Origin of the sequence: Streptomyces europaeiscabiei (genome assembly GCF_001550375.1) — a bacterium.
Lineage (GTDB): Bacteria > Actinomycetota > Actinomycetes > Streptomycetales > Streptomycetaceae > Streptomyces > Streptomyces europaeiscabiei.
Genome location: NZ_LRTR01000595.1, coordinates 1 through 23,372, shown reverse-complemented (window position 1 = coordinate 23,372; position 23,372 = coordinate 1). Strand labels below are relative to the sequence as shown.

Annotated in this window: 24 protein-coding genes and 3 pseudogenes; 17 read left to right on the top strand and 10 right to left on the bottom strand. The window is 71.5% G+C overall.

Annotated elements, in window-relative coordinates; all coding sequences use genetic code 11:
- Positions 1–205 (bottom strand): annotated as a pseudogene (locus AWZ10_RS28570) (hypothetical protein); the annotation flags it as partial.
- A 632-nt stretch (positions 206–837) separates the two neighbouring features.
- Here AWZ10_RS28570 and AWZ10_RS28565 point away from each other — a divergent pair.
- Together AWZ10_RS28565 and AWZ10_RS28560 are read left to right on the top strand one after the other, a co-directional pair.
- Positions 838–1,323: a cation:proton antiporter regulatory subunit gene (locus AWZ10_RS28565; protein ID WP_060891188.1), complete on the top strand. Its 486-nt coding sequence runs from the start codon at positions 838–840 to the stop codon at positions 1,321–1,323.
- Positions 1,324–1,426: 103 nt separating this feature from the next.
- Positions 1,427–2,683, top strand: coding sequence for a cation:proton antiporter (locus AWZ10_RS28560; protein ID WP_079104461.1), 1,257 nt, complete (start codon positions 1,427–1,429; stop codon positions 2,681–2,683).
- Between the two features lie 34 nt (positions 2,684–2,717).
- Here the strand turns inward: AWZ10_RS28560 and AWZ10_RS28555 are convergent, their stop codons facing one another.
- Entirely contained in the window at positions 2,718–3,257 is a 540-nt protein-coding gene (locus AWZ10_RS28555; protein ID WP_078935248.1) for an SRPBCC family protein, read from the bottom strand.
- 40 nt (positions 3,258–3,297) lie between these two features.
- Positions 3,298–3,497, bottom strand: a pseudogene (locus AWZ10_RS55800) (helix-turn-helix transcriptional regulator); the annotation flags it as partial.
- A gap of 219 nt (positions 3,498–3,716) precedes the next feature.
- On the opposite strand from AWZ10_RS55800, the pseudogene AWZ10_RS28550 reads away from it, so the two are divergent.
- The 6 genes and pseudogenes from AWZ10_RS28550 to AWZ10_RS28525 form a co-directional block, all read left to right on the top strand.
- Positions 3,717–3,935: pseudogene (locus AWZ10_RS28550) on the top strand (response regulator transcription factor); the annotation flags it as partial.
- Between the two features lie 91 nt (positions 3,936–4,026).
- Entirely contained in the window at positions 4,027–4,587 is a 561-nt protein-coding gene (locus tag AWZ10_RS28545) for a GNAT family N-acetyltransferase (protein WP_046703796.1), read from the top strand.
- Between the two features lie 237 nt (positions 4,588–4,824).
- Positions 4,825–6,294 (top strand): type III PLP-dependent enzyme domain-containing protein, encoded by a 1,470-nt coding sequence (locus AWZ10_RS28540; protein WP_060892389.1) that lies wholly within the window; start codon positions 4,825–4,827, stop codon positions 6,292–6,294.
- Positions 6,291–7,610: a pyridoxal-phosphate dependent enzyme gene (locus AWZ10_RS28535; RefSeq protein WP_060892388.1), complete on the top strand. Its 1,320-nt coding sequence runs from the start codon at positions 6,291–6,293 to the stop codon at positions 7,608–7,610. The genes AWZ10_RS28540 and AWZ10_RS28535 overlap by 4 nt, the downstream gene beginning before the upstream one ends.
- A gap of 1 nt (position 7,611) precedes the next feature.
- On the top strand, positions 7,612–8,820 hold the full coding sequence (locus tag AWZ10_RS28530; RefSeq protein WP_046703793.1) for an aminotransferase class V-fold PLP-dependent enzyme: 1,209 nt from the start codon (positions 7,612–7,614) through the stop codon (positions 8,818–8,820).
- Positions 8,821–8,865: 45 nt separating this feature from the next.
- Entirely contained in the window at positions 8,866–9,621 is a 756-nt protein-coding gene (locus tag AWZ10_RS28525) for a class I SAM-dependent methyltransferase (protein ID WP_046703792.1), read from the top strand.
- 17 nt (positions 9,622–9,638) lie between these two features.
- Here the strand turns inward: AWZ10_RS28525 and AWZ10_RS28520 are convergent, their stop codons facing one another.
- The 3 genes from AWZ10_RS28520 to AWZ10_RS28510 form a co-directional block, all read right to left on the bottom strand.
- A complete protein-coding gene (locus AWZ10_RS28520) occupies positions 9,639–10,289 on the bottom strand; it encodes a GNAT family N-acetyltransferase (RefSeq protein ID WP_046703791.1) in 651 nt (216 codons plus the stop codon).
- A gap of 80 nt (positions 10,290–10,369) precedes the next feature.
- Complete coding sequence (gene rox / locus AWZ10_RS28515) at positions 10,370–11,797, bottom strand: rifampin monooxygenase (protein ID WP_060892387.1); 1,428 nt, start codon at positions 11,795–11,797, stop codon at positions 10,370–10,372.
- A 351-nt stretch (positions 11,798–12,148) separates the two neighbouring features.
- The gene (locus tag AWZ10_RS28510) at positions 12,149–12,433 is read right to left on the bottom strand and encodes a hypothetical protein (RefSeq protein WP_408992292.1); all 285 of its coding nucleotides are present in this window, start codon (positions 12,431–12,433) and stop codon (positions 12,149–12,151) included.
- 36 nt (positions 12,434–12,469) lie between these two features.
- On the opposite strand from AWZ10_RS28510, the gene AWZ10_RS28505 reads away from it, so the two are divergent.
- From AWZ10_RS28505 to AWZ10_RS28495, 3 genes are all read left to right on the top strand, one after another.
- On the top strand, positions 12,470–13,558 hold the full coding sequence (locus tag AWZ10_RS28505; RefSeq protein WP_046703789.1) for a glutamate--cysteine ligase 2: 1,089 nt from the start codon (positions 12,470–12,472) through the stop codon (positions 13,556–13,558).
- 229 nt (positions 13,559–13,787) lie between these two features.
- Positions 13,788–15,518, top strand: coding sequence for a SpoIIE family protein phosphatase (locus AWZ10_RS28500; protein WP_046703788.1), 1,731 nt, complete (start codon positions 13,788–13,790; stop codon positions 15,516–15,518).
- 164 nt (positions 15,519–15,682) lie between these two features.
- The gene (locus tag AWZ10_RS28495; protein WP_046703787.1) at positions 15,683–16,117 is read left to right on the top strand and encodes an ATP-binding protein; all 435 of its coding nucleotides are present in this window, start codon (positions 15,683–15,685) and stop codon (positions 16,115–16,117) included.
- A gap of 16 nt (positions 16,118–16,133) precedes the next feature.
- Here AWZ10_RS28495 and AWZ10_RS28490 read toward each other — a convergent pair whose 3' ends face one another.
- Genes AWZ10_RS28490 through AWZ10_RS28480 form a run of 3 tightly spaced genes read right to left on the bottom strand, consistent with a single transcriptional unit; the run spans position 16,134 to position 17,842 of the window.
- Entirely contained in the window at positions 16,134–16,592 is a 459-nt protein-coding gene (locus tag AWZ10_RS28490; protein WP_319052992.1) for an ATP-binding protein, read from the bottom strand.
- A 48-nt stretch (positions 16,593–16,640) separates the two neighbouring features.
- Positions 16,641–16,943 carry a DUF5133 domain-containing protein gene (locus AWZ10_RS28485; RefSeq protein ID WP_046703785.1) on the bottom strand — a complete coding sequence of 101 codons (303 nt, stop codon included), beginning with the start codon at positions 16,941–16,943 and terminating at the stop codon, positions 16,641–16,643.
- Positions 16,944–17,002: 59 nt separating this feature from the next.
- On the bottom strand, positions 17,003–17,842 hold the full coding sequence (locus AWZ10_RS28480) for a SigB/SigF/SigG family RNA polymerase sigma factor (RefSeq protein WP_060892386.1): 840 nt from the start codon (positions 17,840–17,842) through the stop codon (positions 17,003–17,005).
- A gap of 382 nt (positions 17,843–18,224) precedes the next feature.
- On the opposite strand from AWZ10_RS28480, the gene AWZ10_RS28475 reads away from it, so the two are divergent.
- Both AWZ10_RS28475 and AWZ10_RS28470 read left to right on the top strand, forming a co-directional pair.
- Positions 18,225–19,052 (top strand): RNA polymerase sigma factor SigF, encoded by an 828-nt coding sequence (locus tag AWZ10_RS28475; protein ID WP_046703784.1) that lies wholly within the window; start codon positions 18,225–18,227, stop codon positions 19,050–19,052.
- Between the two features lie 117 nt (positions 19,053–19,169).
- Complete coding sequence (locus AWZ10_RS28470) at positions 19,170–19,574, top strand: STAS domain-containing protein (protein ID WP_046703783.1); 405 nt, start codon at positions 19,170–19,172, stop codon at positions 19,572–19,574.
- A gap of 177 nt (positions 19,575–19,751) precedes the next feature.
- Here AWZ10_RS28470 and AWZ10_RS28465 read toward each other — a convergent pair whose 3' ends face one another.
- Complete coding sequence (locus AWZ10_RS28465; protein WP_234361279.1) at positions 19,752–20,225, bottom strand: MarR family winged helix-turn-helix transcriptional regulator; 474 nt, start codon at positions 20,223–20,225, stop codon at positions 19,752–19,754.
- 63 nt (positions 20,226–20,288) lie between these two features.
- On the opposite strand from AWZ10_RS28465, the gene AWZ10_RS28460 reads away from it, so the two are divergent.
- From AWZ10_RS28460 to AWZ10_RS28445, 4 genes are read left to right on the top strand one after another with little or no spacing between them, the layout of a single operon-like run.
- Positions 20,289–21,476 carry a PP2C family protein-serine/threonine phosphatase gene (locus tag AWZ10_RS28460; protein ID WP_078935247.1) on the top strand — a complete coding sequence of 396 codons (1,188 nt, stop codon included), beginning with the start codon at positions 20,289–20,291 and terminating at the stop codon, positions 21,474–21,476.
- 59 nt (positions 21,477–21,535) lie between these two features.
- Positions 21,536–22,435 (top strand): STAS domain-containing protein, encoded by a 900-nt coding sequence (locus tag AWZ10_RS28455; RefSeq protein WP_046703781.1) that lies wholly within the window; start codon positions 21,536–21,538, stop codon positions 22,433–22,435.
- Positions 22,432–22,872 (top strand): STAS domain-containing protein, encoded by a 441-nt coding sequence (locus AWZ10_RS28450; RefSeq protein WP_046703780.1) that lies wholly within the window; start codon positions 22,432–22,434, stop codon positions 22,870–22,872. Before AWZ10_RS28455 ends, AWZ10_RS28450 begins: the two co-directional genes overlap by 4 nt.
- Positions 22,872–23,312 (top strand): anti-sigma regulatory factor, encoded by a 441-nt coding sequence (locus tag AWZ10_RS28445; RefSeq protein WP_046703779.1) that lies wholly within the window; start codon positions 22,872–22,874, stop codon positions 23,310–23,312. The genes AWZ10_RS28450 and AWZ10_RS28445 overlap by 1 nt, the downstream gene beginning before the upstream one ends.
- Positions 23,313–23,372 lie beyond the last annotated feature (60 nt).

Sequence of the window (23,372 nt, the reverse complement as noted above, 5' to 3'; positions counted from 1 at the left end):
CGGTGAAGCGGGCGTGCACGCCCAGGAGCGCGGCGAGCAGGGACAGCGCGGCCAGCGCCAGGCCGGGGCGGTCCGTGCCGACCAGCGCGTTGAGAACGGCCACCAACGACATCGCGCCCGCGAAGGCCGTGGCCCACACCAAGGGGGTCGCCACGGGCTGGGGGACGGGGCGGGGGCCGGTCCCCAGGGAAACCCACTGGATCACGGGCACGCTCCGGGGGTCTTGGGGGCATGCGCTCCGGGAGGCGTGGGGCCTTCAGGCGTCGTGGGTGCTCCGGGGGGCGTGAGTGCTCCGGGGGGCGTGAGGCCACCGAGCACCGCAGGACCCCCAGACGACGTGACGCCACCGAGCGCCACAGGTCCTCCGGCGGGAACGGGGCCTCTGGGGGGCGTGAGGCCTTCTGCTCCGGAGGGAACGGGTATCCCCGTGGCGTGGGGCTCGCGGGCTCCCGCGCCACGAGTCGTGGGGACATCCGCGCCACGAGTCTTGGGGACATCCGCGCCGCGGGTCCTGGGGGCCTCCGCTGCGGCCGGTCCGCCGGCCGTCGGGGCGCCCGGGCCACGGGCCCTGAAGGCAGTCGGTCCACTGGTTGTCGGGGCGCCCGCTCCGCGCACCGGGAAGGCGTCCGCCGCACGGGTTGTGGGGGCACCCGTTGGGATCATGACGGTGGTTCCTTTCGGTCATCCCCGGTGGCGGGTCGGGAGGCCGGTCCGGGGTTGAAGGGGGATTGTTCCATCGGGTGCCGACCGCACGACCGGCAGCCGGTTTCCGGGGTCTCGTTAGGGTGGCACCGACGGTTGTCCGATGACATATCCGAATCAGACAGGGGGCCAGCCGTGGGTGCTCCGCGCCTCAGTAGTACGCCGTTGCCGGGGATCGGGGTCCGTTACGACCTCACGACCAAGGAGCAGCGGCGGATCTCGGTGGTCGCCCATCGGGACGGTGCGCGCACGTTGAGCGCGTACCAGCAGGACGATCCGGACGCGTGTGCGCTGTCGGTGCGGCTGACGTCGGGAGAGGCGACCGCCCTCGTCGACGCGCTGACGCCGGACCACCACAGCCCGAACCTGTTGTCCACCACGGAGCTGGGGCTGGTCGCGGAGCGGATCGAGCTGACGTCGACGTCCCACTGGAACGGGCGCGTGCTGGGCGACACCCGGATGCGGACCGAGACGGGCGCGTCCATCGTGGCCGTACTGCGGCGGGCCGAGGCGATTCCGTCGCCGACGCCGGACTTCCGGCTGGCCGGCGGTGACACGCTCATCGTGATCGGCACCCGGGAGGGTGTGGAGGCGGCCGCGGCGATACTCGGGCGGGAGTGAGCGGTTCGTGTACGCCTCCGCTCAGGCCGCAGCCCAGTCCGCAGGGCAGTCCGCCGCTCAGTTCCTCGCCCAGTCGTCCACCACGCACTCCTCCGCCGTCTTCCTGGTCGAGTTCGGCGCGATCATCCTCGGGCTGGGGCTGCTGGGCCGGCTCGCCGGACGCCTGCAGTTCTCCCCCATACCGCTGTATCTGCTGGCCGGGCTGGCGTTCGGTGAGGGCGGGCTGCTGCCGCTGGGGACCAGTGAGGAGTTCGTGGCGATCGGCGCCGAGATCGGCGTGATCCTGCTGCTGCTCATGCTCGGGCTGGAGTACACGGCGAGCGATCTCGTCTCCAACCTCAAGACCCAGTACCCGGCCGGCCTCGTCGACGCCGCCCTCAACGCCCTGCCCGGCGCCGCCATGGCACTGCTGCTCGGCTGGGGCCCCGTCGCCGCCGTCGTACTCGCCGGCGTCACCTGGATCTCCTCCTCCGGCGTCATCGCCAAGGTCCTTGGCGACCTCGGACGGCTCGGCAACCGCGAAACGCCCGTCGTACTGAGCATCCTGGTCCTGGAAGACCTCTCCATGGCCGTCTACCTGCCGATCCTCACCGCGCTCGTCGCCGGTACCAGCCTCGCCGCCGGCAGTGCCACTCTGGCGATCGCCCTCACGGTCGCCGGGCTCGTCCTCCTGGCCGCCGTCCGCTACGGCCGTCACATCTCCCGCTTCGTCTCCAGCGACGACCCCGAGAAGCTGCTGCTCGTCGTCCTCGGTCTGACCCTGCTGGTCGCCGGGGTCGCCCAGCAGCTCCAGGTGTCCGCCGCCGTGGGCGCGTTCCTCGTCGGCATCGCGCTCTCCGGTGAGGTCGCCGAGGGCGCGCACGGTCTGCTGGCGCCGCTGCGGGACCTGTTCGCCGCCGTGTTCTTCGTCTTCTTCGGCCTGCACACCGACCCCGCCAGCATCCCGCCGGTACTGCTGCCCGCACTCGCCCTCGCCGTCGTCACCGCGGCCACGAAGATCACCTCCGGCTACTGGGCCGCGAAGCGGGCGGGCGTGGGGACGAAGGGCCGTTGGCGGGCGGGCGGCACCCTCGTCGCGCGCGGCGAGTTCTCCATCGTCATCGCCGGCCTCGCCGTCACCGCCGGCATCGAACCGTCCCTCGGCCCGCTGGCCACCGCCTACGTCCTCATCCTGGTGATCGTGGGCCCGCTCACCGCCCGCTACACCGAGCCGGCCGCCGCCTGGTTCATCCGCCGCCGCACCCCGCGCCCGCCTGCCGCCGGTGCCGGTGCCAGTGCCGGTGCCGCCGAGCAACCCGCCCCGCAGACGCCTTCCGCCGACAACCACGCGGGGACCCCTCGAACCCGGTCCGATCCATGAGGGTGAGGATGCCGGCACAGCGCACGTCCTGACGCTACGCGCCGTTCCGGAGGTCTGGGTACGGCGGGTGGGTGCGACCGGGGGCCCCGCCGGTCACCGGCGACTCCACGCCGGAAGCCCAGGCCTCGACGAGCCGGGCCAGGTTCGCCAGTGCCATGTGTGTGCCCGTCTCGTTGTCGGCGGCCGGCACGGCGTCGGGAATCCCTTCGTGCACGACGAGGACATCGGTGCCGCCGTCCGCGTCGGTGAGCACGGTGGTCATCGTCATCGTGCCGCTGAGCGCGGGGTCCTCCGTCTCGAACTGGAGAACCTCGACCACCTTCTCGTCGGGCACGAGCTTCGCGAAGTGGCCGTGGTACGTGTCGGTGTGGGACGCCGACTTGCCGGTGCCGGTCGGCGCGTCGTAGGTGAGCGAGACACGGAACCTGCCTCCCTCACGCGGGTCGAACTCGTGCACCTGACCGCTCATACCGTCCGGGACCCGCCATCGCGCGATCGCGTCCGCGTCCAGGAGCGCGAGGTACACGTCCGCGCGTGGGGCTTTCACATGCCTGGAGACCCGCGTCGAGTACATGGACCCAACCTAGACCTAGCCTCCGGACCACTCGATGCCGTTCGGACAGCGCCCGCAACCGGTACTCGCTGCGTGCGAGTCCGTGCGCGGTGCGGAAGGAGCGGGTGAAGTCGGAGGCGCCGGCCATGCCCCAGCGGGCGGCGATGACATGGATCGGCGTGGTCCGCAGGGAGGGGTCCGCCAGATCACGCCCGATCCCTCCGAACGCCGGACACAAATCCAGGCGACGACGGTTTCGCCCCAGGGGCCTCGGCCGTGCCCTCGGCGCGCCCCCTACGATCGGCGCATGAGCGCGTGGAATCAGAGCCTGGACGTCGCGGGTGTGCGGGAGCCGGAACTACGGAGGGACCACGACGGACAGCGGGACCCGGTGGCGCGTTCCCGGCGCACCTCGTATCTCGCGGCCAGACTGCTGTTGCCGCGGCCGATGTTGCCCCACGTCGTGGCGGCGACGGCGGTGATGCACCACGGCTGGGGACCCTCAGCGAGCGCGGACACGAGGTGCTGGTCGCCATCGGCCAGGGCTGGACCAACGCGGAGATCGCCGAACGGCTCGTTCTCACCGAATCCACCGTGAAGAAGCACGTCGGCCGTGTCCTCGCCAAGATCGGGGCCCGCGACCGCATCCAGGCCGTGATCACGGCGTACGACGCCGGGCTGGTCAGGGCGAAGCCGTAGCCGCCGTGCCCGCCCGGTCGCGGCGCGAGCGCGCCCCGCGCAGGACCGCACCGGCCCGCCGGGCGGCAACTCCTGTGCGAGGCTGACGGACATGACGGTGCATCAAGCCTCGGAGTTCCTGCAACTGACCCGCCCCGAGGAGGTCACCCCGGGGCTCAGACAGCAGATCGCCGGCTGTTGGGAGGTCGTGGCGAACGCCGGTGGCGCGGTCCTCGCCACCGAGTTCCCTCCCCTGCCGGTGAGCGCGCACGACGTCGGTCCCGTGGTCGACTCGCTCGTCCACGGGCTCCATCCCGGTCGCGGCAGACTGCTCGTCGCCACCGTCGGCGGCTCGCTCGCCGGCTGGCTGATCGTCCGCCGGGAGCCGCATCCGCTCGGCGCGCACTGCGGCACGGTCAACCACGTCCAGACGCATCCGCGCTTCCGCGGCCGGGGCGTCGGCACCGCACTGATGCACCGGGTGCACGACATCGCCCGGGACGAGATGGGCCTGGAGCGGCTCTCGCTCTCCACCCGGGGCGGTGTGGGCCTGGAGGAGTTCTACCGCAAGGTGGGCTGGGAGGAGGTCGGCCGCTGGCCCGGCGCGCTGCGCATCGCCCCCGGCGACGACCGTGACGCGATCCTGATGAGCCTCGCCCTGCGAACCGCCTGACCCTCCGAAGTCACCGCCCCCGCCCGGCCCCTCGGTCCGTTCACCCGTCAACCCGTGCGCTCTCCCCGACCGTCCTGTTCCCTCTCCCCGACCGTCCCGTTCCAGCCGTCGGCCGTCGGGAAACAGCCCCTCCCTCACCGGGCCCGATTCCGGAAGGCCCGGCGAGGGGAGGGTTACGGTCGTTATGGCCGTTTGCCGACACCGGTACGTCTTCCTCGGTGGGGAGGAACATCTGGGATGAGCGACCACGACCCGTTGTACCTGGAACCACGACTGGAACCGCGCACAGCGGCTCTCCTGGACTCGGCGCAGCTCCTGCACACCCTCGTGGACGCTCTGGGCTCCCCGCTGAACGTCCTCCTGCCGGACCAGATCGCCGACAACGTACGGCGCTTCCGTTCGGTCCTCGACCGTCATCGGCTGGCCGGGCGGATCTACTTCGCCCACAAGGCGAACCGTGCCGGCTCCCTCGTGCGCCGTCTGACCACGACGGAGGCGGCGCTCGACGCCGCGTCGCTCGGCGAACTGCGGCACGCTCTCGGGTCCGGGTTCACCGGATCCCGGATCATGGCGACCGGTCCCAAGGACCCGGCGTTCCTCTGGCTCGCCACGCGCAGCGGAGCGTGCCTCAATGCCGACGGTCCCGCCGAGCTGGAGCAGGCGGCGGGTCTCGTCCGCGCCCACGGACTTCCGCGCGTCCGTGTCCTGCTGCGCCTGTCCGGTTTCGAGACGTCCGGAACCAGAACGCTCTCGCGGCGGAGCCGCTTCGGTACGCCGGCGAAGTCCGTGCACCACCTTCTCGATGTCCTCGAACGGCACCGGGACGAGCTGGAACCGGTCGGTGTCGGCTACCACCTCGACACCACGAGCCTCGACGAGAAGGCGGCGGCGCTCGAAGGGTGCCTCCAGGCCATGGAGGAGCTGTGGATCCGTGGTTTCCAGCCGCGTGCCATCGACATCGGCGGCGGCTTCGGCGTCAGCTACCTGGCGCACGCGGCCCAGTGGGAGCGCTACACCACTGAGCTGACCCGCGCCGTCATGGGCAGCCGCCCGCCCATGACCTGGGGCGGTCACGGCTACGGTCTGCGGGCGGAGAACGGCACGCTCAAGGGCGCGCTGAGCCTCTACCCGGCCCATCGGCCCACGGCCGGTGCCGCGTATCTCGACGAACTGCTGTCCCGCCCGGCGCCGAGCCTGGGACGCCCTCTGGGCACCCTGCTGCTGGAAAGCCTCTACGACCTCTACGTCGAGCCCGGCCGGGCCCTGGCCGACCAGTGCGGACTCACCCTCGGCAGGGTCCTTGAGGTCAGGCCCACGGACACGGGCGAGCCCATGGTGCGTCTCGCGATGAACGCGGGTGCCGTCGGCCTGGAGGACCACGGTGTACTCATGGACCCCGTGGTCCTGCCCCTCGATCCGGCCCTGCCCGACACGGCGGGCCCGGTGGCGGTCCACCTCATGGGCAACCTCTGCCTGGAGGCGGATCTCATCACCCGCCGCACCGTGTACCTGCCCCGGCTGCCGCGGTCCGGCGATCTCCTGGCCTTCGCCAACACGGCCGGCTACTGCATGGACTTCGCCGCCACACCGGCCCAACAGCAGCCCATGGCACGGAAGGTGGCCGTCTACGAGGAGAACGGCCACCCGCGGTGGTGTCTGGACGAGGAGTACTGGCCGCTCGACCTTACGGGGGACCCGCAGGGATGAGGTACGACAACATCACCGACGCCATCGGCGACACACCGCTGGTCCGCATCGACCCGGCCGTTCACGGGCTGCGCAACATCGACCTGTACGCCAAGCTGGAGATGCTCAACCCCTTCGGCTCGCTGAAGGACCGGGCCGCGTGGAGCATGACCCGGCCGGAGATCTCCGGCGCCAAGGAGCGCGGCGAGACGATCGTGGAGCTGTCCAGCGGGAACACCGCCAAGGCCCTGGCCCTCATCGCCGGTATGCACGGGCTGCCGTTCAAGAGCGTCACCAACCGGATGCGGATACCCGAGGTCAAGGACCTGCTCCTGCTGCTCGGCGCCGAGATCGAGGAACTGCCCGGCCGGACCGAATGCCTCGACCCGACCGACACCGACGATCCACTGACCCTCTTCCACCAGCGGCTGAACCGCCCCGGCGGGGCCCACCTGCACACCGACCAGTACTTCAACGCCCTCAACACCGAGGCCCACGCCACCGGAACGGGCCCGGAGATCATCGCCGACCTGGACGGCCGGGCCCCCGACTGGTTCATCGCCTGCGTGGGCACGGCCGGGTCCTCCACCGGCGTGGCCCGGGCTCTGCGCGCGCACGATCCGACGGTGCGCGTCGTCGGACTGGTGGGCCGGAAGGCGGACTTCATCCCCGGCATCCGCACGGTCGACGAGGTGCAGGAGGTCGGCATCTTCGACCCGGCCACCTACGACACGCTGGAAGCGGTGAGCGCCGACGAGGCCATCGACGGGATGCTCACCCTGCTCCGCCGCTGCGGCCTGCTCGCCGGCCCCACCGGAGGAGCGGCCTACTACGGCGGGGTCCGTCACCTCCGGTCGCTGGACTGCGAGTTGACGGAACGCAAGACCGCCGTCTTCATCGTCTGCGACCGGGTGGAGAGCTACCTCGACTACGTCCGCCGACGTCGCCCCGACCTGCTGGGCCGCCCTCCCGCGAAGAACTCGGTCACCACACTGACCGACACCGAGATCCGCTCGGCGACGGTCATCGACATCGAGGACGCCCGGAAGTGGATCGCGGCGCAGCGCCCCCTCGTGGTCGACCTGCGCGGCCCCTTCGCGTACGCGGCGCTCCACATCGACGGTTCGGTGAACATCGTCGACGAGCTCTTCGGCGAACTCCTGCGGGGCGGGCTGCCCTTCGGCAGGCGGCAGCCCGTGCTGCTCGCCTGCCCGGTGGGCGAGCAGTCGGCTCGGTACGCGGCCCTGCTCACCCGTATGGGTCACCCCGACGTGCGCAGTCTGGCCGGCGGCATCATCGCCTGGCGGGACGCCGGTGCGCCGCTGGTGCGTGACTGACATGGCGGGTCCTGTCGCGCGGCCGACGGAACTGGTGGAACTGGCGGGGTGGCAGCGGTCGTTGCGCGCCCAGTTCCCGATCGTCGTCGGGCACCCGGACCTCGTCTACCTGGACAGCGCGGCCACCAGCCAGAAGCCGCAGCCCGTCCTGGACGCCGTACAGACGTATCTGACCACCTCGAACGCCAACGCCGGTCGGGGCTCGTATCCCTGGGCCAACACCACGACGGCGCTGGTGGAGGACGCCCGCGACCGGATCAAGGAGTTCCTGGACGACCCGGACCCGCGGCGGTCGTCGGTCCACTTCACCGGCGGGACCAGCGAGGGGCTGCGGAGCATCGCCCGGGACTGGCTGCCCGCGCTCCTCGGCGAAGGGGACGAGATCGTCGTCCCCTTCGCCGACCACCAGGCGAACCTGTCCCCGTGGCTGGAGGCACAGGAGCTGCTGGCCCGCCGGGGCGTGCGGGTCCACGTCCGGTCTCTGCCGTACCAGGAGAGTTCGGGCGACTACGATCCGGGGGCGCTCGCCGCGATCGTCGGCCCTCGCACCCGTTTCGTGGCCGCCACCCATGTCCATCACGTCTACGGCGTCGACATGAACGTGCACCGCATACGGCAGGTGGTCGGGCCGGAGGTGCCGATCTGTCTGGACGCCGCGCAGGGCATCGGCCATCTGCCGGTCTCGACGGCCGGTCTCGACGTCGACTTCGTGGTGTTCTCCGGCCACAAGGCGATGGCCCTGCCGGGTTCCGGTGCCGTGTGGTCCCGGAACCGGCGTGGACCGGCCTTCCGTCCCGGCGGGTGGAGCGGCACTCCCAACACGGTCGGCATCGTCTCCCTGACGGCGGCGCTCGACTGGCTGGACGCCGCCGGAACCGACCGGATCGAGCGCTGGACGGTGGCGCTGACCTCCCGGCTCACGGACGGCCTGGCCCGGATGGACGCCTACGAGGTGCTGGGCTGCCGGTCGAGCCTCACGGTCGGCACCGAGGTGCAGCGGCGCCGGAGTCTCGTCACCTTCCGGCACCGCGAGATCGGCTCACGGGACCTCGGATTCATCCTCTTCAGCCACGGGTTCATGGTGCGGACGGACGGCCACTGCCAGGCGGGCCGTGGTGCGGAGGACGGCGCGGTGCGGGTGAGTCTGCATGTGCACAACACCCCGCAGGAGATCGAGCGGTTGCTCTCCGTTCTCACTAATCTGCAATGATTTCCATTAGCAGAGGCGTGACGACACGGAGGCAGTGCGACCGGCATGGATGTGAGCACGGCGACGGCGGCGCGATGGGTGGAGCGCTGGGAACGTCAGCAACAGCTGTACGCGGTCGACCGCGAGGAGCGGTTCGAGGTCATCGCGGACCTGGTCGAGCATGTGACGCGCGACTGCCCCGCGCCCCTCGTCCTCGACCTGGGCAGCGGCCCCGGATGCCTGGCGGCGCGGCTCGCCGGCCGTCTGCCCACGGCCGAGGTGCTCGCCGTGGACGCGGACCCGCTCCTCCTGGAACTCGGCAGCGCCCACTACGGCAGCGCCCTGCGGTACGTCAGGACCCTGATCGGCGCACCCGGCTGGCTCGACACGCTCGACCTGGCACGCCCCGCGGACGCGGTGGTGTCGACCACCGCCCTGCACTACCTGGGCACGGACACCCTGCGACGGGTCTACCGGGAACTCGCCGGGCTGCTGCGCCCCGGCGGCATCCTGATCAACGGCGACCACATCAGCCCGGACTCCACGAAGGTGTCCGAGCTCGCGGTCGACATCGGACGCCGCCGAGCCGCCCGGAGCGCCGCGTCCCTCACCGAGGACTGGGAGTCCTGGTGGTCGGGCGCGGCCACCGACCCGGAGCTGGCCCCCCTCCTCTCACGAAGGGACGACGGCGGCCGCCCCCACTGCGAGGGCAACGATCTGACCCTGTCCGGCCACGTCGCGCTGTTGCGTGACGCGGGCTTCGAGCACGTCGGAGCGGTCTGGCAGGTGGGGCCCAGCCATGTTCTGGCCGCCGTTCGGTGAATTCCGGGTGGGGGACGTCAGGGGCGCGTCACGGCCGGGGAAGTGTCGTGTTCCTTCGTCGTGCGCCCCAGGTAGGTGACCGGGCCGGGGTCCGGGACCTCGATCTCGTGGAAGCCCAGACGGTCGTAGAAGGCACGGGCCGGCGTGTTGGTGGCGGCCATGGAGAGGTGGACGGCCGGGACCCCTCCGGTGTGCAGGGCCCGCAGGAAGGTGCGCATCAGTGCTCGGCCGTGGCCCCGGCCCTGCCAGGCCGGGAGGAGATCGATGTGCAAGTGGGCCGGATACGGGACGACTTCGGGGAGGAGCATGCGTTCGGGGTGGTGCAGGAGCTGGATGATCGACTCGTCGGGGGTGGCCGGAGGGCCGAGGGGCGCCGGGAAGCGGTCCGCGACCAGGGGGAGCCACTTCTCGCGGAAGTCCTCGACGAAGGCGGGGGTGTTCGCGGTGCCGAGGATGTAGCCGACCGCTTGCCCGTGGCCGTCGTCCAGTACGAAGGTCAGTTCCGGTTCCAGGTGGGCGTACGGGGTGGCGAAGGTCGCCGGGAAGACGTCGGGGTCCGTGTAGACGGGGCGGCTGTCGCCGCCGTTGTGGGCGGTACGGACGCAGATCTCGTGGAGGGCGTCGTGGTCCCCGGGGCGGTACGGGCGTACTGCGGGAGGCGAGGTCATCGCAGCATCCTGCGCCGTGCGGGACGGTCCCGACAACCGTCCGCGCCACGAGCGACCACGCCTCCCCCGTGTGACCGCGCTCAGCCGGCGGCGGCCCCGAACCACCGTGCGAGCCCACCGAGCAGTTCCCGCTGGTCCTCACCCGCCCAGGCCACGTGGCCGTCGGGGCGCAGCAGCACCGCGGGCACGTCCAGGTCCTCGGCGTCGTCGACGACGTGGTCGACCCGGTCCGCCCAGCCGTCCACCGAGAGCCGGCCGGTCCGGTCGAGCAGGAGGCCGCGGCCCTCGTGCATCAGCTCGTAGAGGCGCCCCCGCTTCAGCTGCACGTCCCGCATGCGGCGGCCGAGCAGGTCGTGGCCCTCGCCGAAGTCGTAGCGGACGTCGACCGCGGTGATCATCCCGGTCACGTACCGGTTCACCTCCTCGAAGTCCATCAGCCTCGAGAACAGCTCCCGCAGCGCGGTCGGACCCGGATCGGACCCCAGCAGGGTGATCTGCGCGCGGGTGTTGACCAGCACGCGGGCGGCCACCGGGTGCCGCTCGGCGTGGTAACTGTCCAACAGCCCCTCCGGCGCCCAGCCGTTGATGGCGGCGGCCAGTTTCCAGCCGAGGTTGAACGCGTCCTGCACACCGAGGTTGAGCCCCTGTCCGCCGGTCGGCGGGTGGGTGTGCGCCGCGTCGCCGGCCAGCAGCACCCGACCGACCCGGTAGCGCTCGGCCTGCCGGGTGGCGTCTCCGAACCGGGACAGCCAGCGCGGTGAGTGCACCCCGAAGTCGGTGCCCGCGTAAGCCCGCAGCTGCTGCCTGAACTCGTCGAGGGTCGGTGGGGTCGTACGGTCCTCGGACACGCCCTCGGCCGGTACGAGGACGCGGTAGTTCCCGTCGCCGAGCGGGGCGAGACCGAACCGCAGTTGGGTCTTGCGGACCTCCGCGACGACAGCGGCGATCGTCTCCTGGTCCTCGGTCGCCCCCATGTCGCCCAGCAGCGTCTCGACCGTGGCGGGCTCGCCGGGGAAGGGGACGCCCAGGAGCTTGCGCACCGCACTGCGGCCGCCGTCGCAGCCGACGAGATGGCGGGCGCGCAGCCGCGTGCCGTCCGCCAGCTCGGCGGTCACACCGTTCTCGTCCTGGCTCAGCCCGACCAGCTCGCTGCCACGCCGGATGTCGGCGCCGAGTTCGACGGCGTGCTCGTGGAGCAGGCGTTCGGTGACCGGCTGCGGGGTGGCGACGCCGTACGCGTGAGCCGTGTCCAGCGTGTCCGGCCAGGGCTTCATGACGCCGCCGAAGAGACCTCCGACCCGGAACTTCTCACTGACCGCGAGGAAGCGGTCCAGCAGGCCTCGCTGGTCCATGATCTCGACACTGCGCGCGTGCAGGCCCTGCCCGCGGGACTCCCCCGTCGGCTCGGTCAGCTTCTCCAGCACGACCGTTCGCACCCCGGCCAGCCGCAGCTCGCTCGCCAGCATCAGCCCGGTCGGCCCGCCGCCGACGACGATCACGTCGATCATCACTACCCCCATGTACGCGGATTCCCGCTTCGGTGTTTCTCGCTCCGGTCGGCGATTCTGCGGCACGGGCGGGGCCTTGCCGCAAGCCCCCCGGTGCGCTATAAGTTGAGAGTGGCAAGGAGTGATCGAGCTCCTTGCCTTTGTCGTTTCCCGGCGTCGTCCGGTCCCTCGGCGGTGTCTGTCCGGTGCCTTTCGGGCGTCTCCTCCGGTCCGCGGTGGTCGGACACCCCGCTCCCGGCGCTTCCGCTCCAGCCGGTTCGCGTGACGGCCTCGGCCGTGCCCACAATGGCGCTGTGCCGGGAACGGAGTGTCCGATGTTCTCCCGAACCGCGGGCGGCCCGGGCCCGGCGGTCAACCGCTCAGGCGTCGGTGCAGGGGCTGCTCGCCCAGGTCGGCGCCCCTGCGGCTGCCGGTCCGCGCCTTGCGCAGCGGCTCGGCCGCCGCGGTGCCCTTCTCCGGCTCCGCGTCCTGGACGTATGTCGCGAGGCGCGGCGAGTTCCGCGGACTGGCTTCGACGTACCCGATCGGGTCGTAGTCCTTGTCGACGGTACCGCGCAGGTCGCCGGTCCGTCGCCGCGTGCACGGTTGCGGCCCGCGCGCCGACCGCTGAGGTGTCCCGGCGTCGTCCGAGGGCACACGGCTGTCACATCTACCGCGAAGGGGCCGGATGACGTGCGTACCGTCGGAGTGGAAGAGGAACTCCTCCTGGTCGACCCCGAGAGCGGCGAGCCGCAGGCGCGGGCCGCGGCGGTGCTCGCGCGGGCCGCACGGGAGGGCACCGGCCAGGGCGTTTTCGAGAAGGAGCTCCACGACGAGCAGGTGGAGTTCGCCACGCACCCGCAGTCCTCGATGGCCGAACTCGGGGCCGAGATCGTCCGCTGCCGCAGGGACGCGGCGCGCCATGCGGAGGGGCTCGGCAGCGCGGTCGTCGCGCTGGCCTCGTCGCCGTTGCCGGTGAGCCCGACGATCACCATGAACAGCAGGTATCTGTGGATGGCGCGCGAGTTCGGCCTGCCCACTCAGGTGCAGCTCGTCTGTGGCTGCCATGTTCATGTGTCCGTCGAGTCCGACGAGGAGGGCGTCGCCGTCCTTGACCGTGTGCGGCCGTGGCTGTCGATCCTGAGGGCCCTGAGCGCGAACTCTCCCTTCTGGCAGGGCAAGGACAGCCGGTACGCCAGTTACCGCAGCCAGGTGTGGGACATGTGGCCGATGGCCGGGCCGACGGACGTCTTCGGTTCGGCGGAGCGGTACCACCAGTGCGTCTCGAACCTGATCGCCACGGAGGTCGTGCACGACGAGGGCATGATCTACTTCGACGCGCGCCTGTCCCATCGGTATCCGACCGTCGAGATCCGGGTCGCGGACGTCTGTCTGCACCCCGACACCGCCGTCCTCGTCGCCACCCTGGCCCGGGGGCTCGTGGAGACCGCGGCACGTGAGTGGCGGGCCGGTCTGGAGCCGCTCGCACACAGCGCGGGACTGCTGCGGCTGGCCACCTGGCGGGCCGCCCGCTCCGGTATGTCCGAGAACCTCCTGGACCCCGTCTCGATGCGGCCCCGGCCCGCCGCCGAGGTGATCCGCGCGCTGCTCGACCACGTCGAGGAGGCCCTCGTCGGGGCCGGTGACGCCGACCTGGCCCGTGCGGCCGTCACGGAGCTGATGGGGCGCGGCAACGGGGCCAGGGTGCAGCGCGAGGTGATGGAGCGGACGGGGAGCCTGCACGAGGTCGTCACGGCGTGCGTCCGGCACACCCAGGCGTGAGGCCGGCGGCCCTCGGGCCCGGTCTGTGCGCACCACCCGTGGGCGGGGGCGGTCCCGCTGCGGCGGTCGCGGCGCTGTGTGGTTCGTGGGACAGGCTCTGAGCAGCTGTCGCGCACCCTTGGGGCGTAGGTCACCGGGGACCGGGGTACTGCGTGATGCACGTAGGGCGCACGCGCCCGCCGTGGCGTACTACAGTCCCGTCGGCGACCGCAGCAGGAGGAGCCCGAACATGAGCGCGTGGAGTCCGGATCACATCGATCGGCAGCCGGCCGTCCCGGCTGTGCGGTCACCGGACGGGCTGCCCGACCTCCTGCACGCCGGCATGTACGTGGTGGACGACAACGGCTCCATCGTCTCGGTGAACGCCCGCTCGGAGGAGCTGCTCGGCCGTACGGCCGACGAACTCGTCGGTCGCGACGCCCACGAGCTGCTGCACCGCGACCACCTCGGGCAGACGGTTCCCCGGGCGTCGTGCGCGATGATGCAGGCGTTCCTCAGCGGCCGCACGGGCGGCGGCGACCGCGAGTGGTTCCGGCGCGGCGACGCCACACTGCTGCCGGTGACCTGGCTGGTCACACCGTGCCGGCTCGAAGACGGCGCGACCGGCGCGGCCATCCTCTTCTACGAGAGCGGCTCGGGCGTCGAGGCGCTCCCCCCGGCCGCCGAGTCGCCGACGCTGTCGCAGCTGGACCGGCTGGCGCTGCTCGCGGAGACGACGACCCGGCTGACCTCGACGCTGGACTCCGACGAGGCGGTCGCACGTCTGGTCCGGCTGGTCGTGCCGCGGCTGGCGGACTGGGCCATCGTGGACCTGATCACCGAGAGCGACGACGTGTGGCGGACCACGGTGGCGACCCACCGCGACGGTGTCGTGGTGCGGCGCGAGGAGCTGGAGGGCCCGCTGCCGCCGGTGCACGAGGAGTCGTTCATGCCGCTGTCCCGGGCCCTGCGCGGGGCGGCGTCGGCACTGGCCGGGCCGCAGACCTACCAGGGGCCGCCCGATTCGGGGATCGCGGTCGCGCAGCAGAAGCTCTTCCGGGTGACGGGTATGCGCTCGGCGGCGATCGCGCCCATCCGCGGACCGCGCGCGGTGCTCGGCGCCCTCACGCTGGGCCTCAGCGACCGGCCGGGAGCCTTCACCGACGCCGAGCTGTCCCTGCTGGAGGACATCGCCCGCCGGGCCGGGCTGGCGTTGGAGAACGCGCGCCTGTACCAGCGTCAGCGGCACATCGCGGAGACCATGCAGCGCCATCTGCTGCCCCAGATGCCGGAGGTGCCGGGACTGCGGATGGCGGCGCGCTACGAGTCGGCGTCGGAGTCCTCGCAGGTCGGCGGCGACTGGTACGACGTGTTCTCGCTGTCCGACGGGTCCACGGCCGTGGCCATCGGGGATGTCGTCGGGCACAACATCGACGCGGCGGCGGGGATGGCACAGGTCCGCAACATGCTCCGGGCCTACGCCTGGGCCCTGGAGGAGCCGCCGAGCGCGATCGTGGAGCGGCTGGACCAGGCCGTGGTGAACGTGGCCGAGGCGTCCATGGCGACCCTGATCTTCGGCCGGGTCGAGCGGAGCGACGGCGGGTGGATGCTGCGGTGGACCAACGCCGGGCATCCGCCGCCGCTGCTGATCACCCATGACGGCCGGTCCCGGTTCCTGGACGAGGAGCACGACCATCTGCTCGGCACGGGCCTGATACGGGCGCGCACCGACACGCTCACCCCGCTCCCTGCGCTGTCCACGCTCGTGCTGTACACGGACGGTCTGATCGAGTCGCCGGGGCACACGCTCGACCGGGGCCTGGCCCGGCTGCGTCAGCACGCGGCGGCGCTCGCCCACCGGCCCCTGCATGTGTTCTGCGACCTGCTGCTGGAGCGCGCCCGCCCCGTCGACAACGACGACGACGTGGCCCTGCTGGTCCTGCGGACGCCTGCCGAGGGCGGTGAGGCGGGTGAGCGGTAGTGCGCCCGCACCGGCCAGGGGCACCGAAGGGCCACTCTCTTCCCCAAGGCACCACACATCCCTACGCTTTCGCACGCGTAGCCGCTCCGCCCACGGGAAACACGAGCGTCGGAGGAGAACGCGACATCGCGTCCGCCTCAAGAAGCCGAGCGGGGGAAGACGAGTTGGCAACAGAGCCACGTAGGGACGACAAACTGCCTTCCGAGGAGATCTACGACAGCCACGCCGCCTTCGACGGAGAGCTCGGCGACGTGACAGGGGCCCGTACGGCCGCCGAAGGGTTCCTGGGCATCCTCGCGCGCACCTCACCGCCGGCGGCGGTCGAGCACTGGGACGACGTCCTGCTGGTGGTCACGGAACTGGCCGCCAACGCTGTGCAGTACGCTCCGGGGCGCTTCGAGCTGACGATGCGCCGCACCCTCGACGGGGTCCATGTGACGCTGGGGGACTCGAGCACGACGTCGCCGGCGCCGCGCCCCTTCAGTCCCAGCAAGGGCGCCGGCGGGATCGGCTGGTATCTGATCCACACGCTGTGCGACGAGGTGAGTGTGGTGACGCACGACCACGGCAAGGACGTCCACGTCTTCCTGCCCTGGTGAGGTTCGGGGTGAGGCGTCAGGTCAGCGGCACCAGCACGCTGATCGTCTTGCCGCCGGCCGCGCTGGGCTCGACGTCGACCTCGCTGGACAGCCTGTTGATCAGCGGCCATCCGTATCCGTTGGCCTCGTGGGCGCGCGGCAGCACGCCGTGCCCATGGAGGCCCACGGGCACGGCGGCGCTGTGGTCCCGCACGTTCAGCCGCACGCCCTCCGGGGTGAGGGCGACGTCGAATGCGGCGATGCCGCCGCCGTGCCGGACCGCGTTCGTGACCAGTTCGGACACGACGAGAATGAGATCGATCATCGACTGCTCGGTCGGCGGTCCGGCCGGGGAACGCCACCGCTCCCCCACGAACGCCCGCACGTAGTGGCGGGCCGCCGCCGCGGTGGTGATCGCGACCGGCGGCCGCGTCGGCCGGGCGGACGGCCCGTCCACGGGAGCGGTGTCGTGGTTCACGGGCGGGTGGCGTTCCATCGGCGTCATGGTGAGTGCGGGGTCGACGACTCGGGACAGCTCGGCTCATCACTGTTCATGAAGCGCCGCATACCCGCTCGCGCCCGGACCATGGCCGTCGAGTTCCGCGGGGAGTCCCGCACGGTTCCCGCACAGTTCCGCGGTCGCGGTCGCCTGTGCGGCGGCGAGCTGCCCGCGTGCTCTTGCCAGGGCCTGGCGAATGTCGCGGGTGCCCGTGGACACGCACAACGTGTACGCCAGGTCCTGTGCCCGGCGCGCGGTCTGGGGGTCGCTCCGCTCGCCCTCGTGGACCGAGAGTGACTCGTACTCCTCGACGAGCCTGCGCAGGGTCGCGGGGTGAGGCATCAGCATCTGTTTCGCTCCTGGGTGATCTGATGACGGCAGGTGACAGCGGGTCAGGCGGCAGAAGTTCAGGACGAGGGCGCGTTCGGGCCGAGGGCCTCCTCGCGGACGCGGGCGCAGCTGCGGTTGATGAGGCGGGAGACGTGCATCTGGGAGATGCCGAGGCGGTCGGCGATGCGGTTCTGCGTCATGTCCTCGAAGAAGCGCATGTAGAGGATGGCGCGCTCGCGTTCGGGCAGTCGGCGCAGCCCTTGCTTGACCGCCTCCCGGTCCACGACGACGTCGTACGCGGTGTCGGGCGCGCCGAGGGTGTCGGCGAGGCTGTAGCCGTCGTCGCCGGAGGACATCTCGGCGTCCAGAGACAGGGCGCTGAAGCTGTCGAGCGCCTCCATCCCGGCCTTGACCTCGTCCTCCGTGAGCCCCGCGAGGGCGGCGATGTCGGCGACCGAGGGTTCGGCCGCGCCGCCGGAGGTCTGGCTGAGTTCGCGGCGCGCCACGCGTACCTTGTTGCGGAGGTCCTGGACCCGCCGGGGGACGCGAAGCGTCCACATCCGGTCGCGGAAGTGCCTCTTGATCTCGCCGGTGATGGTGGGCACGGCGTAGCTCTCGAACGCCCCCCGCTCGGGTTCGTAGCGGTCCACAGCCTTGACCAGGCCCATCGCGGCGACCTGGCGCAGGTCCTCCAGCGACTCGCCACGGTTGCGGAAGCGGCCGGCGATGCGGTGCGCCATGGGCAGCCAGGCCCGGACGAGTTCGTCTCGTACGTGGTCGCGTTCGGGCCCCGCGTCCATCGCGGCGAGCCGGGCGAAGGCGGTGACGGTGTCGGGGGCGTCGTCGTGCGTCCTCCTGTCGGTCGTGCCAGGACGTACGGAGGTGCCGGAACCGTTTGCGGACACATTGACCAGCATGGGAAATCGCTCCTGAACGGCGCTTTCAGGGACTTGCGGCGGGAAACGGTGGATGGGCGACCAGGCCCGTACCCGGAGGACCGCTCCCGCCGGCGCGCCTCCGATCCGGAGGCGTGGAACTCCGATTGCCCCGCGATTGCGTGGACAAACAACGGTGCGCGCATTCGCGGTGACGGAGGTCGGCCCCGGTGATCCCCTCCGCCGGGAGCCGACGGCGACTTCTGGCCAGAGTGGGGAGCGACACGGTCCCTTTCCCGTCCGAGGGGGACTGAGTCGCCGATAGCGGGGCAAGCGTGGGATGGCAACAAGGCTTCGGGCGAGAGGGGTGGACAGCATGGCAGCCGTGACGGCACGGACAACGGCCACGGCACGGGGGAGGGTCATGACGGACGGGGTCGACCTCCCTCTGATCGAGGACCCGTCACAGGTCAGGCCGAAGGACGCAAGGGAGATGTCGCGGCAGTTCTTCGACCGGCTGGCCATGTTGGACGAGGGCACGCACACGTATCAGTACGTGCGCAACACGCTCATCGAGATGAATCTGTCGCTCGTGCGGTACGCGGCCTCGCGCTTCCGCGGCCGTGAGGACTCCCTGGAGGACATCGTCCAGGTCGGGACCATCGGGCTGATCAAGGCCATCGACCGGTTCGACCTGTCCCGCGAGGTGGAGTTCACGACCTTCGCCGTGCCGTACATCGTCGGCGAGATCAAGCGGTTCTTCCGGGACACGAGCTGGGCGGTGCATGTGCCGCGGCGGCTGCAGGAGGCGCGGGTGGAGCTGGCTCGCGCGACCGACGAGCTGCAGTCCCGGCTGGGCCGGATGCCGACGACGCGTGAGCTGTCCGAGCTGATGTCCCTGTCGGAGGAGGAGGTCGTCGAGGCGCGCAAGGCGTCCAACGGCTACAACACCTCCTCGCTCGACGCGGCGCTCACCTCCGACGGCGGCGAGGACGGCGACGCCGTGCTGGGCGACCTCATCGGCGAGGAGGACCCGTCGCTGCAACTCGTCGAGGACTTCCACTCGTTGGCGCCGCTGATCGCCGAACTCGACGACCGTGAGCGGCGCATCATCCATCTGCGGTTCGTGGAGGAGCAGACCCAGTCGCAGATCGCCGAGCAGCTGGGGGTGTCCCAGATGCATGTGTCCCGGCTGATCAGCCGGATCATCAAGCGGCTGCGCGTGGGGCTCCTGGAACCCGGAGTCGCCTGATCGGGGCCCGTGTGTCCGGACGATTCGCGGGTATGCGCACGGGCGCATCGCCGGGCGATGCGTGGAATCCGTGGATCGGGGCACCCCGTCCCGATCGGTAGCGCCTTGGAGGCTCTTGTGTCCGTTGCCCAGAATCCCCTGTCGATCAAGGTCGATCTGCCTCGGGACGACGCCGTGCTGCTCACGATCGAGGGTGAACTGGACATCGACACGGCGACCGAGCTGCAGCATCATCTGGCGAACCAACTGCGGCACGGGCGGCGGCATTTCCTGCTGGACGTGTCGGCCGTCCCCTTCATGGACTCGTCCGGCATGAACATCATCCTGCGGACGTATCAGGAGGTGCGGCGGATCCCGGGCGGCGTGTATGTCATCGCCCCGACGCCGGCCGTGCGGCGGATACTCGATCTCACCGGCGTCAGCCTCACCGTGTCCACGGTGGACAGCGTGGACGAGGCGCTGGCCGCCGTGGACTCCGGGCAGGTCGCCAGGGACCCGGACGAAGCTCGGGCGAAGGAATAGCCGCTGCCAACGCGTCGACGGGCAGAGCCACTTGGCCTGAACGTCGGCGCGATGAGTGCACGCATCGCCAATAGTTGCCGTTTGACAACTATGGCCGGAAAGCAACAGAGTGGGCCGGGTCAAGAGTGTGGGAAGGGCTGGGATGAGACTGTCGGACCGGGACCGGGTCGGCCGCGGTCACGCGCTCCGGGCGTCGGTGGCGTCGCCCTCGTGGATCTGCTCCGCCGCGGCGGAGCAGAACGCCTCCAGCCCCTCCAGCAGAGCGGTCCGCTTCGTGGTGGGCATCTGCTCCAGCACCGACCGCAGGGCGCGTTCGCGGCGGGCACGCAGGTCCACCAGGAAGGCCTGTCCGCGCCGGCTCAGCCGCAGACACAGCTCGCGCCTGCTGGCCGTGCTGGCGTGCCGTTCGACGAAGCCAACGGCTTCCAGGCGGTCGCACAGCCGGCTGGTGGAGGGCGGTGTGGAGCCGAGGGCGTCGGCGAGCATCCGCAGGTTGATGCCGTCGTTGTGCTCCAGGATGAAGAGCACGCGGATCTGGGAGGCGGACACCGGAGCCGTCGAGGCGCGCCCCCACAGGACCTCCAGCAGCTCGGCCGCCTCGGAGGTCACCCGCGCCACCTCGTCCGGCCGCTGGTTGGGGGAGGAAGTCACGGGCCCACTCTTCCAGGCATCTCGAACACTGTCAGCCGTGGAAAGAATGGCGTATCCGACATCGTGAACAGATTCGTGGCAGCCGAACGGGCGCTTCGCTCCGCTGCTCCGCACCACCTGGTGGACGCACTCCGCGCCGTACTGGGCGACGACGACTGGTCGGCGCGGGAGGTGGAGCTCTACCTGGCCGACTACTCGCTCACCGCGCTGCGGCCCGTGTCCACGCGCCCCGCCGAGCCGGAACCGCTGCCGATGCACGGCGGTCCGACCGGGCGGGCGTTCGGGGCGCAGGAGCCGTACGTGGACAAGCGCGGCGACGGCCGGGTACGGGTGCATCTGCCGGTCACCGTGCGCGGCGACCGGCTGGGCGTGCTGCGTCTGACGCTGCCGTCCGCCGCGCACGCCGAGGACTGCCTCGCCGAACTGGCGGAGCTGGCCGTCGTGCTGGGGCACGAGCTGGTCGTCGCTGAGCGGGACACCGATCTGTACGTCCGGGCGCGTCGCTCCAGCCGGCTCACGCTGGCGGCGGAGATGCAGTGGCAGCTGCTGCCTGGCCGTTCCTCCACCCGGCCCGAGTACGCGCTCGGCGGCCAACTGGAGCCCGCCTACGACATCTTCGGCGACAACTTCGACTGGTCCGCCGACGCCGACCGGCTGATGCTGTACATCACCAACGGCATGGGCGAGGGCATCGAGGCCTCCCTGCTCACCAGTCTGGGGATCAACGCGCTGCGCAACGCCCGCCGGGCCGGCCTCCCCATCTCCGACCAGGCGGCCCTGGCCGACCAGGCCGTCCACGCCCAGTACGGCGGGGCCCTCCATCTGTCGGTGCTCCTGCTGGATCTGGACCTGGCCACCGGGCGCCTGGCCATCGTCGACGCGGGCTCCCCCCGGATGCTCCTGCTGCGCGACGGGGCCGTCGCCACGGTCGCCCTGGACGCCCAGCTGCCGCTGGGCATGTTCGAGGAAACGGACTACACCGTGCAGGAGTTGACGATCGAACCGGGAGACCGGCTCGTCTTCGTCAGCGACGGGGTGTACTCCGTCGCCACGCCCGGCGGGGAGACGTACGGGGAAAGGGCGCTGGCCCGCGCGGTCAACGCCACGCGTCTGCTGCCCGCCGCCGATGTCCCCGGCGCGGTGCTCAGGGAGCTCTCCGGTCACCGTGGCACACCCGTGGCGGACGACGACGCGCTCGTGGTCTGTCTCGACTGGTTCGGCCGGGAGGAGGCCGACCGGTCCCACCGATGAGTTCGCCCACCAGTCGTTTCCCGAAGAGGGGAGGCGCACCAGTACGTGAGGAGACACCCGTGCCGGAACAGGACACGGCAGGACCGCAGTTGACACCGGCGCAGGAGGTGGCGGAGTTCCTGCGCGCCCGCCAGGAACAGATCGCTCAGCGCTGGGCCGACGCGGCGCTGTTCCGCACCGTCTTCACCCATTCGCGGGACGAGGCGGTGGAGGCGGGCCGGGCGGTCGTGGACGCGCTCGCCGCCGTGGCCGCCGCGGACAGCGTCGAGGACGCCGAGTCCGGCGGCTTCCACGTCGTACGCGAGCAGCTCGCGCGGACGGCCGCCGCCCGGGCGCGGGCCGGTTCCACGGTCACGCAGATCTCAGCCGAGGTGGACGCGCTGCGGCCGTCGGTCACCGAGCTGCTGGTCGCCGAGTTCGCCGCCGCGCCGGCCACGCACCTCCGTGAGTGCACCACGACGCTGACGGTCCTGATGGGCACCCTGCGTCTGGTGGTGCTGGAGACGGCGCTGAACGAGGGCGAGGAACTCATCCACCGGCAGCGCCTGCAGCTGATGGAGGTCGCCACGCCGGTGATCAGCCTGTGGGAGGGGATCGTCGCCGTCCCCCTGATCGGCACGCTGGACAGCGCGCGCAGCCAGGTGGTGATGGAGCGGCTCCTCGACTCGATCGTCGAGCAGCACGCCCGGTTCGCCATCCTGGACATCACCGGGGTCCCCACCGTCGACTCCCTGGTGGCCCAGCACCTCATGAAGACCGTGGCGGCGGCGCGGCTGATGGGAGCCGAGTGCATCGTCTCCGGCATCCGGCCGCCGATCGCGCAGACCATCGTCCATCTGGGCATCGACCTCAGCTCGGTGCTCACCCGGACGAGCCTCGCGGACGCCCTGGCCTACGCGCTGCGGAAGCTGGGCACGGACATCGTGTCCCGCGACGGCGCCGGTTCGGGGCGCAGGTGAGCGGCGATCTCTTCGCCGCGTACGGCGGTCCGTCCCCGTACGGGGCTCCCGTACCCGTGCTCAAGCTCGGCAACGTGCTCCTGGTGTCGCTCCAGGGCGATCTGCACGACGGCGCGGCGGAGCAGCTCCAGCAGGACATCAGCGCCACCGTCGCGCGCAGCGGTGCCACGGGGGTGATCATCGACCTCTCCGGAGTGGAGATGGTCGACTCGTTCCTGGGCCGGGTGCTCGGCGACATCGCCGCCCAGACGAGTCTGCAGGCCGCCGGGACGGTGGTGGCGGGCATGCGTCCGGCCGTGGCGATCACGCTGGTGGAGCTGGGGCTCACTCTGCCGGGCCTGCGTACCGCGCTCAGCACCGAGGACGCGCTGCGCCTCCTCGGCGAACCGGACCCGACCTTCCCCCACCGAGGGCACGCCCGCCAGGAGAGTCCGTGATGCAGACCGCCGGCGGCATCTCCGCCTGCCTGCCGATCCACTCGGACCTCGATCTGGTGTGGGTACGTCAACATGTGCGGCAGGCGGCCGCCCAGCTCGGCTTCGGTCTGGTCGAGCAGACCAAACTCGTCACCGCGGCCAGCGAGCTGGCCCGCAACACCCTGGTCCACGGCGGCGGGGGCCAGATGGAGTGCGCTCCGGCGGACAGGGGCGGGGCGCGGGGGCTGAGGCTGATCTTCAGCGACGAGGGTCCCGGCATCGCGGACCTCGACCAGGCCCTCGTCGACGGCTACACCTCCGGCGAGGGCCTGGGGATGGGGCTGGGCGGCGCCCGGCGGCTGGTCCACGAGTTCGCGATCGACAGCCGCCCCGGCTCGGGCACCACGGTCACCGTGACGTCCTGGATGTCGGGTGCGCCGCGCCCGCGCGAGGAGCGGTGATGCCGCGCGTCTGGGAGGTTCCGGTGCACGACTCGACCCGGGTGCGCGAGGCCCGGGTGG

Bases quoted from the DNA above. Each gene is read 5' to 3' on its own strand.
- AWZ10_RS28445 (WP_046703779.1), top strand. From the start codon at position 22,872: ATGCAGACCGCCGGCGGCATCTCCGCCTGCCTGCCGATCCACTCGGAC.
- AWZ10_RS28490 (WP_319052992.1), bottom strand. From the start codon at position 16,592: ATGGAACGCCACCCGCCCGTGAACCACGACACCGCTCCCGTGGACGGG.
- AWZ10_RS28535 (WP_060892388.1), top strand. From the start codon at position 6,291: ATGAGGTACGACAACATCACCGACGCCATCGGCGACACACCGCTGGTC.
- AWZ10_RS28540 (WP_060892389.1), top strand. From the start codon at position 4,825: ATGAGCGACCACGACCCGTTGTACCTGGAACCACGACTGGAACCGCGC.
- rox (WP_060892387.1), bottom strand. From the start codon at position 11,797: ATGATCGACGTGATCGTCGTCGGCGGCGGGCCGACCGGGCTGATGCTG.
- AWZ10_RS28555 (WP_078935248.1), bottom strand. From the start codon at position 3,257: ATGTACTCGACGCGGGTCTCCAGGCATGTGAAAGCCCCACGCGCGGAC.
- AWZ10_RS28500 (WP_046703788.1), top strand. From the start codon at position 13,788: ATGAGCGCGTGGAGTCCGGATCACATCGATCGGCAGCCGGCCGTCCCG.
- AWZ10_RS28480 (WP_060892386.1), bottom strand. From the start codon at position 17,842: ATGCTGGTCAATGTGTCCGCAAACGGTTCCGGCACCTCCGTACGTCCT.
- AWZ10_RS28475 (WP_046703784.1), top strand. From the start codon at position 18,225: ATGACGGACGGGGTCGACCTCCCTCTGATCGAGGACCCGTCACAGGTC.
- AWZ10_RS28525 (WP_046703792.1), top strand. From the start codon at position 8,866: ATGGATGTGAGCACGGCGACGGCGGCGCGATGGGTGGAGCGCTGGGAA.
- AWZ10_RS28530 (WP_046703793.1), top strand. From the start codon at position 7,612: ATGGCGGGTCCTGTCGCGCGGCCGACGGAACTGGTGGAACTGGCGGGG.
- AWZ10_RS28485 (WP_046703785.1), bottom strand. From the start codon at position 16,943: ATGCTGATGCCTCACCCCGCGACCCTGCGCAGGCTCGTCGAGGAGTAC.
- AWZ10_RS28520 (WP_046703791.1), bottom strand. From the start codon at position 10,289: ATGACCTCGCCTCCCGCAGTACGCCCGTACCGCCCCGGGGACCACGAC.
- AWZ10_RS28545 (WP_046703796.1), top strand. From the start codon at position 4,027: ATGACGGTGCATCAAGCCTCGGAGTTCCTGCAACTGACCCGCCCCGAG.